Origin of the sequence: Comamonas testosteroni (genome assembly GCF_030505195.1) — a bacterium.
GTDB classification, from domain to species: domain Bacteria; phylum Pseudomonadota; class Gammaproteobacteria; order Burkholderiales; family Burkholderiaceae_C; genus Comamonas; species Comamonas testosteroni_G.
In genome coordinates this window covers 68,222-81,307 of sequence record NZ_CP129673.1, presented here as the reverse complement: position 1 = coordinate 81,307, position 13,086 = coordinate 68,222, and the positions used below count along the sequence as shown (strand labels likewise).

13 protein-coding genes are annotated in these 13,086 nt (G+C 52.1%); 2 read left to right on the top strand and 11 right to left on the bottom strand.

Annotated features, from left to right (window positions below; all coding sequences use genetic code 11):
- Nucleotides 1-3: 3 nt before the first annotated feature.
- The 11 genes from QYQ99_RS27795 to QYQ99_RS27745 form a co-directional block, all read right to left on the bottom strand.
- Nucleotides 4-1,851 (bottom strand): DUF4942 domain-containing protein, encoded by a 1,848-nt coding sequence (locus tag QYQ99_RS27795; RefSeq protein ID WP_034367725.1) that lies wholly within the window; start codon nt 1,849-1,851, stop codon nt 4-6.
- A 60-nt stretch (nt 1,852-1,911) separates the two neighbouring features.
- Complete coding sequence (locus tag QYQ99_RS27790) at nt 1,912-2,259, bottom strand: hypothetical protein (RefSeq protein ID WP_034367724.1); 348 nt, start codon at nt 2,257-2,259, stop codon at nt 1,912-1,914.
- 112 nt (nt 2,260-2,371) lie between these two features.
- Nucleotides 2,372-2,611, bottom strand: coding sequence for a hypothetical protein (locus QYQ99_RS27785; RefSeq protein WP_034367722.1), 240 nt, complete (start codon nt 2,609-2,611; stop codon nt 2,372-2,374).
- Nucleotides 2,612-2,734: 123 nt separating this feature from the next.
- On the bottom strand, nt 2,735-4,540 hold the full coding sequence (locus QYQ99_RS27780; RefSeq protein ID WP_034367719.1) for a VWA domain-containing protein: 1,806 nt from the start codon (nt 4,538-4,540) through the stop codon (nt 2,735-2,737).
- An 84-nt stretch (nt 4,541-4,624) separates the two neighbouring features.
- Nucleotides 4,625-5,989, bottom strand: coding sequence for a DUF3150 domain-containing protein (locus QYQ99_RS27775; protein ID WP_157839559.1), 1,365 nt, complete (start codon nt 5,987-5,989; stop codon nt 4,625-4,627).
- 177 nt (nt 5,990-6,166) lie between these two features.
- Nucleotides 6,167-7,177 (bottom strand): YqaJ viral recombinase family protein, encoded by a 1,011-nt coding sequence (locus tag QYQ99_RS27770; protein ID WP_034367716.1) that lies wholly within the window; start codon nt 7,175-7,177, stop codon nt 6,167-6,169.
- A 74-nt stretch (nt 7,178-7,251) separates the two neighbouring features.
- Nucleotides 7,252-8,283, bottom strand: coding sequence for a phage recombination protein Bet (bet, locus tag QYQ99_RS27765; protein ID WP_052084789.1), 1,032 nt, complete (start codon nt 8,281-8,283; stop codon nt 7,252-7,254).
- A gap of 82 nt (nt 8,284-8,365) precedes the next feature.
- The gene (gene ssb, locus QYQ99_RS27760) at nt 8,366-8,998 is read right to left on the bottom strand and encodes a single-stranded DNA-binding protein (RefSeq protein WP_080750481.1); all 633 of its coding nucleotides are present in this window, start codon (nt 8,996-8,998) and stop codon (nt 8,366-8,368) included.
- A gap of 67 nt (nt 8,999-9,065) precedes the next feature.
- The gene (locus tag QYQ99_RS27755; RefSeq protein ID WP_034367711.1) at nt 9,066-9,596 is read right to left on the bottom strand and encodes a hypothetical protein; all 531 of its coding nucleotides are present in this window, start codon (nt 9,594-9,596) and stop codon (nt 9,066-9,068) included.
- A gap of 7 nt (nt 9,597-9,603) precedes the next feature.
- On the bottom strand, nt 9,604-10,608 hold the full coding sequence (locus QYQ99_RS27750; protein WP_113707700.1) for an AAA family ATPase: 1,005 nt from the start codon (nt 10,606-10,608) through the stop codon (nt 9,604-9,606).
- Nucleotides 10,609-10,714: 106 nt separating this feature from the next.
- Complete coding sequence (locus QYQ99_RS27745; RefSeq protein ID WP_034367708.1) at nt 10,715-11,044, bottom strand: hypothetical protein; 330 nt, start codon at nt 11,042-11,044, stop codon at nt 10,715-10,717.
- 275 nt (nt 11,045-11,319) lie between these two features.
- Between QYQ99_RS27745 and QYQ99_RS27740 the strand changes: the two genes are divergently transcribed.
- Both QYQ99_RS27740 and QYQ99_RS27735 read left to right on the top strand, forming a co-directional pair.
- On the top strand, nt 11,320-12,069 hold the full coding sequence (locus tag QYQ99_RS27740; protein ID WP_157839558.1) for a hypothetical protein: 750 nt from the start codon (nt 11,320-11,322) through the stop codon (nt 12,067-12,069).
- Between the two features lie 124 nt (nt 12,070-12,193).
- Nucleotides 12,194-13,042 carry a hypothetical protein gene (locus QYQ99_RS27735; protein WP_157839557.1) on the top strand — a complete coding sequence of 283 codons (849 nt, stop codon included), beginning with the start codon at nt 12,194-12,196 and terminating at the stop codon, nt 13,040-13,042.
- Nucleotides 13,043-13,086: the final 44 nt, after the last annotated feature.

The window sequence follows — 13,086 nt, the reverse complement described above, 5'->3', positions numbered from 1 at the left end:
GATTTATGCCGCCAATAGATCCAGCTGCTCGGCCTGCCCCATTGCTGGTGCGGGCAAAGCTGCGACGGTCTGTACCTCAGCGGGTGCTTGGAGGATCGGGCCACACTCCATCCCTGCCTGCGCAAGAACTTCATCTATGGCTTTTTCCATCCGCTCGGCAACGTTTTCCGAATCGCGTCCTGAAGTCAGTGCGTAGACCGGATTGCGTTCGTAGTAGCTATGGCTTTTGCCTCTGCTAAAAGCTTTGAGATAGTCATCAGAATATTTCTCAGCTTGTTCATATTGCTTCTTGAAATGCTCATTTGCATCACCCATGTCCTGGGGAAGCCATTGGCGTATGCGGCCAACGAAGCGATTCAAGCGATCAACAACTTCGTCACTCTTGGGGAAGAAGTGCAGCGTGCCGGTTCCCTTGTAGTAACGATATTCAAAGAACTCTGACGTAAACCGTTCAGAGGTATTGACATTATTTTGTTTAAATGATTGGCGAAGTCCGTAGTAATTACCGGAAATACCGTTCAGATATCCGAATACTTTGTCAATGTCTCCCAGGAACTGTTCGCATTCATAATGCAGAGTTCCACTACTCCACGTATTGAAACGCGGAATAATGAAGCGCTTCTTACGAATACGCATTCCTACCTTGTGCTTCTGGTTAGACTTCCACGACTTGTAAAACACAACGTTGTCAGAGCTGCGTTCAATAATCGTATCAAACAATCCCAGAACCATATCGGTGTAGATAGATCCCATCGACTGAATCATTCCAGCGAGGAACCCGTGAACATTCGATATCGAAAACTCAAGTGCGTATATTGTCTCAGCATCCGCTTCGAGCTTACGTCTTGCGTGGTTCGACAATTTTTCAGTTAAAAGTGTTGATCTGATAATCTGTGCCCAAGCTTTCCGCTTGAGATCTTCATACCTCTTCGAAAATAGCTCCATAGCTTTTTTTCGAATATCAATCGGATCTGGTCTGAAGTCAGACCCTACCCCCTTTGACTGCATTTCGTCTAGCGTCACTCCCAATTTATCTGATGCGTGCTCGAAGATGGCTTCAAACTCAGATGATTGTCGCGCTGCTTCGATAGCCGCGCTAAAGTGATAGTAGGTGTTCTCGATGAAGTTAGCTGGAAGAGCGAGAGTTTTGCAGATATGAGGGTCAAATTCATGACGACTCAAGTTATCTCCCACTTTTAGCCTCTTCAGAATATTGTCCACATCAGCAAATGCTTCCGGGACTTTATTCAAATAGACAATAGCTACCTCAACATCGGTTTTACGTTCCACATCATCAACGAATTGATCTTGATGGAATGACACACTGCCATGCTTCTCGATCAGCTCCACCAAGCGTTTACGCTCGCGCGTGTATGGATTCTTGATGGTCTGAGCATTGATGCACGCACTGATCTCAGCGTCGTAAACCAGATCCCAAGCATGAAGAACATGTTCCGCACCCTGGTTAAAGGGTGGGTTCATGATCACTTGTGTGACGGAGGCCAGAGACTGAACTTCTAAGAAGTCATGTCCTAGAACCGTTACACCCAGCTCGCGCAAGCTCGCATGGTGCTTGATATCGATTTCGACAGCCGATTTCTTTCGGGACGAAGATTTGTATTTGTCGCGCTGGTCATAGGACCAACGACGACGATCAAAGCGCTCTTCCAGGCTTGGATCGAACCAAGGAACTTCAGTGCCTTCCGGCAGTTCCTCGAACCCGTTCTCAGCGTGTCGAAACAACGCACCCTTACCTGCACTGGGATCACACACATGGACGATGGGCCGTTGGAATTGATGCCACAGCAAAGCCGTTGTGTATGCGCCTGTTGGGTAGTACTGAAAATCCATGATCTGCCTCTTGATTGAGAGACAGTCGCCCCAGATGGGGCGAGCTGCCCCAATGGGTGATTAGCTGACGATGAGGTCCATCTGCAGCTGTTGAAATGCAGCCACCTGAGATCCAGGCGTTGCAATGGGCTTAACTTGAATGCTTCGGGTTTGAGCCGTCTGCACATGCTTCCTGCGCACCTTGGCCAAGCCCTTGGTAATGGGCTGACTGATGGGGTGCAGGAGCTTCTTGCCCTCTTCCTTGAGCCAACGTGCATCCCCGCCCACAGAATGAGGGAGGCGCATATCAAGCTTCTTTTTGACGTACACGGTGGCATTCCCGTGGACTGACCATCCATCTTTATCGTTCCAGTAGCCCGCTCCGGTAAGAGCGTTTTCGTTGGCCGAGTAAATGACGAAAGTGCTCATGGCTGCTCCAAAACGTGCTGGAGCAGCGCCCTACCGGGTGTGCCCCGGCTGGGTTGATGGAAGACAAAACCCCACACCCTTTAGGGCGTGAGGTCAGTCACATGGCTGCGATTCAGTAAACAGTTCCCGCGATGAGTTCTGCGCCTGGGTAGGCGTCGAGAGCTTCAGCACGAGCTGCTTTCAGATCCGTGGCCATGGTGTAGTGGAAAGTGAGATCGCGCTCACCCTTTTGAAGCAGAGAAACGCAATACGACTCCTTGACTTCAAAAGCACTAGCCAGCTCGCAACCCCAATCTGCTTCAGCAATAGCCTGAGCGTTGTTGTCTTGAGCGATAGTGATGACGTTTTGCATGTGGGAACTCCGAAATTTTGCGGAGCGCCCCCCTACCGGGGGTGCGACCCCGCTAGGGTTGAAATTGCTGGGTTTCCCCAGCGGCTGAAATGCACTCTTTCGAGCACATAAGGTTGGCCACCTTCAGTCCACGGCAGTCAATGACTTTTCCATGAGCTTGAAGAGTGTTTTCTGCAAGTCTTCGACCGCATCAATGCAAATGCTCCGTGAGAACAAAGTTGCCGGTGCGTTCGTTTGGATGCCGATACCAATGACATCGATTCCGCTACGTTCGCAGAGGTCGATCACTTCCTTTGTGGCTTTAGAGCTGTTCGGCTCACCATCCGTAAGGACGATCAACATCTTGCGGTCTTCGCGTGTTTTGCTCAGTTCGTAGGCTGCATACCAAATGGCTTCAGCCATCGGTGTGCCACCTGAGGGTTCCACTGGAAACCTGCCTGTATTGGCCTGAACTGATTGCCCATGCTTCACAGCACAGACAACAGGAGACTCCGAAGAGTTTGAGAAAAAGGTCACTGCAGGATTCACATGGGCTATCGCATCGAGCGCGAGCGCCAATGCAATGCATGCTTCATCTGTAACATCGGCCAGCGAACGCGAGCTGTCGGACCTAGTAGGACGGGTCATGGACCCGCTTTTATCGCCAAGTATGTGGACCGCTGTATTCGGCTTTCGCTTTTCCTGCGGCTTTGCAAAAACTCGTGTATCACCCGAGACTACGCGATGCAGTCGGTTGATATCCAGGCGTTTGCCACTGCGGGTCGATTGCTTCGCACAACGCAGACTGGCTTGCACCAGGCCGAACAGTTGATTGCGAATTTTCGATGTTGCAGGCCGGACCCGGTTCATCAGCTCAAGGCCTTTGGCCTTGTCATCTGATGCATCAGTTCCCTTGCGAATGGTCTGGTAGGAGGGGTTGCCCTCTTTCCGCGCCACCTGTGACAGCTCCTGCTTCAGAGAATTGCGTGCGCGATCCCCATCCACATCCCCAGCGCCAGCTGAGAGAGCTTGCGTAAGTGCATCCAACTTTTCCTTTGCAGTGCGCGAGGCAATACCAGAATCGTTTTCAGCTCCCTGTTCGGCACCAGCCATGGATCGTTGACCTTGACCTTCACCTGAATCATCGCCCTCATTGGATTGGCCTGGGCCTTTCCCCTGTTGGGAGTCTTCGTGTGTTGAGTCTTGCTGGCCATCAGCTTCATCGGAGTCATCGCCTTCGCCGGAGGACTGTTCGTTCGGAACATTCTGAGGCTGTTGGCTTTGATCCTGATTCTGCTGATCCTGCTGTTGCTGCTCTTCTTCCTTTTCCTTCTCTTCCTCGATCATAGAAATGACCTGATCTGCCAGGTAGCAGATGTCGGAAGTCGATTCAGCATCCACCACCTTGCGGAGAATGGTACTTAATCGAGTGATAACGCCCTGCGGGAAAGTGCGCTCCAGAACAGGCTGCGCAGTCGCCAGATAAGACGCCATCACAGGTTGACCTACGGCCCTCGCTTGCAGCCAGTAGAGGCAGTAACCCACCAGGATCTGAGCTGGATGCTCATCGTCTCTAAGATGGGAGTAGTGACCGACCTTTGCCATGTAGTTCGCAACCTCGTTGAGCGTCGTGGCAGTACCTGGGTACAAGTCCATCATCGCCCGCTCGATGCGGCAATCTTCGAAAGCGTTGGTCAGTTCGGCATGCAGACCTGCGCGGCGCGGTGCACTGAAATCAGTGAATCGCACATGAGCGGCTTCATGCGCTGTGTAGCCCCACACAACATCCATGTTCGGATAATCGTGAGGAACGTTCGGGATAACAATCGTTTTCCCATCCGTATAGGCCACGTCTTGGCCTATACGGACTTTCACACCAAACTTGTCTCCATATGCAGTTGCCACGATGGGCAATGCGGTATAGATCGTATTTCGGTTCTGTTTGGCCATGGGTCTTCCCTCAAGAGGTATGGGGAACCCAGCCCCAAGGGGCTAGGATTCCCCTTGGGTTAAAAATGATGCGCTTAGGACTGCTTAGAAAAAGCCGTCTTCGTCGTCATCACCAATGGTGGCAAGCTGGAAAGAGGCATCGTTGTTGCTGTTTCCAGCTTCAACTTCTGCTTGCTCCTCCTCAACTCCCACTACAACTGCCTGCTGGCCCTCAGTCTGTGCTTGCGCAACAGAATCAGTAGGGACAAAAGTGGCTTCAACGTCGATAACCACTGAGCCTTGTGCAGGCTCGATGGCTTCTGACGAAGTTCCTGCAGGAGCTTCAAGCACTTCCACATCGACACGATGAACCACCTCTGCAGCCTGGGGCTGAATCGATGTCTCTGTGCGCGCGTTCGTGCCAAAGAAGCGGTCGAGGTCGGCAATAAACGCATCAGCTGGATTGCTGGACGCTTGTGCCGGTGCTAGTGCGCTGTCTACGGAGGTAAACAGATCACCCTCTGCAGATTGCGGTTGCATCTCCGCAGTTGAAGAGTCAGAGGCGTAGCTTCGATTCTGGGAGGCTGAGGCCTCCAGAGTCGCCGCTTCTGCCTTGACTGAAATCGCTCCGTTGAGATATTGCTCAATTCGCGCCTTGCTGCTCAGGATGAGCATTGTGGCGGTCAGCTGATGGAAAAACGGACCTGTGACATCGCGGCCAACAGCATACGTTTTGTACCCATTCAACGTTTCATTGAGAAGATCGACAAGCGGTTTGATTTTTGAGTTGAGGAACGACAGCCCATCGAGCTTGTCTCGCAGGTTCTGCAAAGTCTGCTTGGTGCCAATGCCGCATTTGTCGCGGCCCAGCAAGCGGTCTTCATAGAACTTATCTGCTTCCTCTATCAGTTCGTTGATGAGGTCATCGCCCAGGCCATGAACTTTTTCTTCAAGGCGAGTGCTCAGCTCTGCATCATCAGTAGGCGCGATCTTGAAGATCTGGAAATCGAACCCGAGGCGCTTTTCCACAACGGATTGTGGAAGCGCGCCTGAGCGGATTGCCGTCTCATATTGAGGATTTTCCTTGCACCAACTATCTATCGCAGCGTTGTAGTTTGCGATGAAAGTGGTGCGCAGTGCATCGAACTCAGTTTGCACTTCGCCCATTTTTTTGCACACCTCATCCATCTTGGTCAATGGAATTGCTACGCCGTCCATGAACTTCATGCCGATGCGCAGCAATGTGCGTCGAGTCTCTGCTTTGACCCGATGAAAGCCTTTCAGCTGTGCGGGATCGCAGATCTTCTTAGTACCCAGTTGGGCAATTTTTTCAGGTGGGATCTCTCCCCCAGCTCCAAGCTTCAGATCGTCAGCGGTCAGGCGAACCTGCCCGCTCCAAATGTCAAAGTCTGCATGTACAACACACAGCTGAGTCAGATGGTTGATCTTGGTGGAATTGGTTTGTGTCATGGTGCTCTCCGAAAAGAGGTGCACCACTCCCCCAAGGGTGTGACACACCCCAAGGGTTGATAAAAATGCTGTTTGTTTTAGGAAGCCAGCTACCTCACACTTTCGCTCCCAGAGGGAACAAAATCTGCTTTTCAGAAGGGGACTCGCTTGCGCGAATCCCCTGCCAAAAAGACTTCCCTAAATGTAAAAGGATTCAACGTCCAATGATAGGTCCTTGACGGGATCTGTGACCCCTTTGTCAACGATCAGGCGTGGTGCCATATCGTTTGTCAAAGTAACCCGGCATCGCTCGGTTGACTTTCGTCGGTAAGAGTCAATCTCCTGTTGAGTCACGCCTGCAGACTTGTCGGCTAGCAGCTTCTCGTAGTCAATTTTCCCTACCTGCACATAGCGCGTCACCATGACACCGCAATAGTCTGCGTGCATGTAATCGCCCATCATGCCCTGCATCGCAGCGCGTGAGGCCGACTGGCGCTCCTTCATCACCTCTAGGCGTTCTTCCAATTCCGAGATCTGTCCCTGCAGCAAGCGGAACTCCTCGGCTTGATACAACCAGCTGGCCATCTCTTCACCCTGGGGGATGTAGAGGTCGCGCGCTGGGTCCTTTTGCGGCTCTCGTCTCTTAACCACCTTATCCCAGAAGATTGGGGCAACGCCCTCTATCTGAGAGATCAATGCCTGGTCCCGAGGGATGCAGAACACTTCAACTTGGCCATCAAAATAGAAAACCAGCCACCCTCTCTTGGCCCCTGTAACAAGGATCTGATGCTGCACCTGAGGATAGTAAAACTTGAAAGCCTTACTGTTCTGACGCAACGTTGTGACCTCGATCCAGGTAGCCTCTGATGGGCACTTCATTTCCACAGGTTCACTGTCCTTGTTGAGTCCGTCCAAAGACGCCCTCAGCAAGGGGTTGTGCGAAGCCTGGGCACACATGGGCAGCAAGAGATCATCGAAATAGATCTCTGCAGCAGCTCGGGCAGCAGGCTCCATTGCAAGGCCATGCCTCACGAACGGATTACTGCTCAAATCTCGCTCGACCGCATACCCTGTTTTCTCTGCCCACAAGCGCCATTCGGTCTTGTAGGGAGACTGATCGACCAGCACTGCCGCATCGGTTGCTGTAACGCCGCCTTTACGCCAAGCAAGCCACTCTTCAGAGCCTTGAATCAAGTCAATGAATTTCACATGAACTCCATTCTGTTGAAGAAATAGAGAAACCCCGGAGGATTTCTCCCCACGGGGTTGATAAAACCAGCACCTTAGAAGAAGCTGGATTCAGCTTGAGAATCAAGCCCGCCTGGAGGCAGGACAAGATCATCAAGTGGTGGCATCACACGTTCTGAGCGTTCTACCTGACCACTGGCTCTGCGTTGCTGCATCGCTTCATAGTCCTGCTCTGGCGCATGCATGTGCTCCATCTGCTTGTCATGCAGGAAGGTCTTAGCTCGTTCAAGGTTTTCACCTGAAAAGCGTTGCTCAACATATTGATGAGCGACATTCCATGTCTGATTTGGCAGTGTGCGATTCAGCAGTTGCTGTAGCACCGGCTCCAGTTGTTCATGCGTCAACTGCGGGGGAGCATTCCCTTGTGCGCTGGCCACATTCTCAGCAGAGCTAGCAGTACGTTGATCATCCTGTGTTTTCACCACCTTGACGGAGGCTCCAACCACATTCGAATCAGCATCGATGATGCGTTCTGCCTCATCCTGGTCAAAGATTCCAGTAAAGCCGAGTGCCAGACGCCCGCACTGAATGAAAGCCTTATGGCGCAACATCCTTCTAGCGTGCGTTTGCCAAGGGCCATTGATTTGATAGGCACCGTGCGCCCCATTCCTTTGAGTTGGAGGGCGATAGCACTCATCCATGAATTCACGGACACGGGAGGGAACGGTCCTATCCTTACGGTGTATGACCACTTCGATCCACTCGTGAACTGGAAAATTCACACCCGTTACTTCAACCTTGGAATCGGAATAAACCACTTCAAAGCCGTCGTACTGAGGGTGAGCGTTGACAATGTTGCTCCAGCCATCGACGCCAACAACAGGAACGATCCCGTTGTTTTTGTCTGGGTAGGCGTAAATCTCCTTCAAGAAGGGATTCAAACCGTACTGCTCCGCCACGATCATCAGAGCCATCATTTGCTCATTGGTAGGCTGCGCATGCCCTTCTCTTTGTCTGAAGGCAACAGCCTTCAAGGTATCGAAGAGCTTGTGAGGATCAACACCAAAGCGCGCGCCGAAGCGGCCCATCAGTGTTGATTCATTTTGCGAGCTTTGCTCTTGGGACATAGTGACCTCGATTCAATTTGGGCGCTATGTCCCCCACCGGGGATACAAGCGCCCCGTTGGGTTACAGAAATGGACCTAGTGTTTAACCACCGGCCATGTAGTGAAGACGAGCGAACGGAATGTCGTCGTCAGTTCTTCCTCCCCCACCGCCTTGTCCGCGAATGGGTTGGGAATTAGCAGCTCTGGTGGACCCACCAGCTTGCGATCCTTGTCCACGGCCTTGAGCTGGTGCTGGAGCACGAGCTGAGGGACGAGACGAAGATTGCGACTGTTGGGCATAACCATTGCTTGCATGAGAAGGCGCACGAGCTGGAGCCGCTGCACGTTGGTGTGCATGGCTCTGCTGAGCTGGAGCCCCCCCGGAACTTTGATTCGGGCTGCCCAGCATTTGCATGCTGTCGCAGTGAATCTCAGTGATAAAGCGCTCAACCCCGTTTTCTTGATCGACCCACTTGCGCGTGCGCAGTGTGCCTTCCAAATAAACCTGTGAGCCTTTGTGCAGGTAGTCGCGCGCTATTTCAGCGAGTCGGCCACGCAGCACAATCGAGTGCCATTCTGTGCGCTCCCTAGCCTCTTGCGAGGCCTGGTCGGTCCAGTGTTCTGTCGTGGCAACGGAGAAGTTCGCAAAAAGCTGGCCGCTGCCATTGTTGCCGTTGCGGCAAACTGGATCTTTGCCCAGGTTGCCGACGATGATTACCTTGTTGACTGATGCCATGATGGCCTCCGAATTGGTGAAGCAGAGGCCATCCCCGCCAGGGGGTTGAAGCCCCCATTGGGTTTGGTTAGAAAAAAGCGTCCTCAGTATCGTCACAGGACAGATCCATGAAGTTGAAGATTGGCACTGCAAGCCCAAGAGCCACAGCATCCAATCTCACAACATCCCATGGTATGTCCCACTCCAACATGAGTGGCTTCAAGTCATCCAATACGTGGAACGCATAGGATGTGCCGGAATCGTCACTCAGGGAGATCAGATCCGTTGCAAGGCCTGTTTTGTTGATCTCGCTCTGAAGGAAGAACAAGGCCAACAAGAGCGCGTGATCCCCATTCGGAAGCAACTCACCAGCTCCGTCTCGGTAGACGAAATTGAACGAGTTGCCCGTTAGGGTGTTGCCCGAAAGGGAAAGAGTCAAATCGCCAGCGCGTAAGAGCACGCCAACATTCTGCTCATCTCCAATCGGTGACTCGCAGCCCATTTTCAGAGCTGCATTCTTGAGAGCGCTTCTCACAACCTCGATGAACTTGGCTTCAGAGGCTGTGGTAAACACCTTCATGCTCCAACTGATCTTTGGACCAGGGAAGATTTGAGACATGGCGATCTCAAGGCTGGGTGGCCGGGGTATCGTCTTTCCACTGCTCCCCAAAAATGTCCTTGGCCAAGCGAGTTATCGCAGTGGCATCCTCGGGTGTCGCGCGATTGAGCAGTGCCAAATCGAGCGCATATCCCAGAGGGTTAGGAGCACCCTTGAACTTCGTTGAAAGCTTCGCCCAGCGAACCAGCGTGCGCGTTGAGAACGTAATGGCCAGCTGGCCACCTTGTCCGTCCGATCCCATGAAGAGCTTGCGCACATCATCAGCCAGACGAACCATACCCTCAACAATTTGCTTTGGAAGTTTCGGTGATGCTTTGGTAACTATCGCTTCCTCAACTGCCTTCTCTGGATAAGAGACAACAGTAAATCGATAGCGATCCATGGCCGCGAGGTTCTGCATCTGAACACCTTGATATTGCCCAGACACATCACCAGCGCCACGCGAGTTGCCCGTAACAATCACGCGAAACATGCGGTGAGCCTTGATGATTTCACCGCCATTCATGCCAATGACCAGAGGACGCCCTTCAAGGACATCGTTCAGGCCAGCAAGCTCAGCAGGGTCAATCAGATCCACCTCGTTGATTAGAAGGGCATGCCCTTCTCTCATTGCTATTGCCAGTGGGCCATACATGAATTTCATGGATGGGGTTTCACCAGGCTTTTCAGAGACCAAGGCATGGTGCCCAACCAGGTCACACAATTCCATCTTGCCGTTGCCGGTGACTTGTTGTGTAGGCCAGTTGAGCGTGCCAAGAATTTGCAGGATGCCTGATGTTTTCCCCGATCCAGTAGGACCAGTAACAAACAGGGCATCCCCGTCAGGAGAGTTGAGAAAGGCCAAAACCTCACGCAGGAACTCACGACGATGCACAAAGCCCGCCATGACGGAGGGAATGTAAGCATTGGACATATCCACAAAACCGATGGTTTTCGCGGAATTGCCAATCTCTGGCATGCCAAAGATTGTGCTGGTTTGAAAGCTCGCTGTTTGAGCGATGGGTGTAGACATGGTGGACTCCAATTTCGATTGGGCACACTTCACCCTCACGGGCTGGTGTGCCCGTGGGCTATTAACGTCTTTCAGGGAAACGCCATCCGAGGACAGCGCAATCGGTTCAGTACACAAGGATGCCCTTGCGCTGCCAAGCTGGAGTGTCATAGACACTCCAATCAAAAGCAGGCTCTACTGGAATTGGCTCGGGGAAAGCCATTTCAACGGCACCGCGCGTAACGTGCGATGACAGTTGAATGCAGGATTGAACAGAGGTTTTCACGGATGAAAAGGTCGCGTTCAGGAAAGCCGTCTTATCAAAGGATTGAACCTTCGACAATTGGCTAAGTAGTTCAGCCGTAAGGCCGCGCATACCTTCAACGAAAAGCTTGAGAGCGAAGCCGAGGGCTACGATGATCAAGAGCAGAACGAAGAGGAAGGTGATAGCAGTCATGGTATTGCTCCGGTTTGAGGGGCAATACCCCCATCTGGGAGACATGCCCCAGGTGGGTTGAAAGTGCCGAGAGGCACGTTAAGGAAGCTGTTTGTTTATGGAGGCCAGCTACCTCACTCAAGTTGAAGCCGAGGCTGCAACAAAGAGAGGTTTCAGCTTATCGCAAAAGCCCCGGCTCAATGTTGCTCAGATGGCCCAATATGGGCACGTATCTAGTAAAGCTTTTTGAAGGTCCAGCCATATCGTCAGTGCGTCTATCACAAGGAGCACGACACATGGCGACAGAAGCGAATAGCGGTGCAGTCTCTGCAACCGATAACCCTGCAAAAGAGCAACCGAAGGCGGCCAAGCCCAAGGCAGACACGCCTGCACGCGAGCAACAGCGTGATCCTGTTTCCCGCCCCGTTTTCAAGCAGACCGTCAGCTTGAGGAGCGTCCAGGCTCAGCGAGTCATGGACCGCAGCTTTGCTCGTACAACACAAGCCTTCTTCTCCACCGAAGTTATCTTGCGTATCCTTGATCGGGGCGACTTCGTGGATGAAGTTAATGACATGATCAATGTGCAATTGCAGCAGTTCCGCGCGGCAATCGCAGACGCCTTGAACGTCAACAAAGCCAAGGTCAAAGAGGCCGGAATCACTCAGCAACCTGTGTACACCCACGCGCGCGAATTCAATGTGGAGCTGAGCACTCCCCAAAGTGCCCTCTTCCTGGGACTCGTGATGCAGTTGGATGAACTCGTGTCTTACTTCGACAGCCTGTGGTGGGCCACAGTGATCAAGGGCATGGAGCGCTCCAATGAAACCTACAAGTGGCAGCAAATGATGTTCAAGCTCGCTGGGCGTATCCAGGGCATCGAACAACGCGCGCGCAGGTCGGCCAGCAAGCAGGGCAAAGACGCACTGGTAGACGCAGAAGCACCGGCCAGCACCAGCCAAGATGAAAGCCAACACGCCAACGATGATGTTGCTTTGGCCATGGCTGAAGGACAGGCCGAAACCTCTTCGGAGGCCGTCCCGGCCTAACGGTAAACTTGGTTCTCGAATCTGTGATTTAGCCCGCTTCGGCGGGCTTTTTTGCGCTCAGAAGCTTGCATTTTCTTAAGCTACCTTACCATTATGGGTAGTTGTTAACAGAGGGGGATTTGACATGAAATTCAATATTCAAACAGCGGCAGCGCTTGCTTTTACTGCGGCCTTATCTGGCTGTGTGACCATGGAGCAGAAACCTGCCGCTTTTGATGATGGTCATTCGCTGGCATACAACATTGCGCGAGCAGGCGGGCTTGAAACAGGCATAAAAGATGCATCCGCCCCCAAGAATTCCAATACCGGGATGCCCGAGTCCAGCATGTTCAACACCGCTTCCGCAGCCGTGGCATATGCGAATCCAACGGCAGGCTTGTCTAATGCCCAAGGCTTGGGGCTGAATTTAATTGCCAGCGCAATCGCGCCGAACTCGCATGGCGCGCGCAGCAGCATCGTCGCCTGGATGCCTGCTTCTCAAGCAGCTAGCGCAGAAGAGGCTCAATCGAAGATGATTGACATTGTTACTCAGTCTCTGAATGAAAGCCTGAATAAGCAGAATTTGAAATTTAGCAAGACAAGAAAGAGCGAAAAAGGGACTTCGTTCTTCATTGAAGACAGCAACCTCAATTGCGAATCCATCGACCAAGGCTCCGCAAAAGCTTGTGTGATCTATCTGAATATCTTCAAGCCCAGCAAAACTTCAACACCTGAATTCGTCAAGAATGGAGAGAAGGAGTCTTGGGCATTCACATCAAGTCACGGTTTCTATTACAACGCAATGAAAATGGAAATTTCGAGGACGAGCAGCATTAACACATTGGATATAGTTCAGAATACAAGCGTAACTCTTCCAAGTTGGGTATTTATCTACTCCAGTCCAAACGACACATACATTGATAGGTCAAAGAAAAAGAACAGCATGTATCCTCTGATACTGTCAAAAGGCAACGCCTACTACTTTGTTAAGTAGCTCCAATAAAGAAGGCCTTGAGGAATAATCTCAAGGCCTTTTTG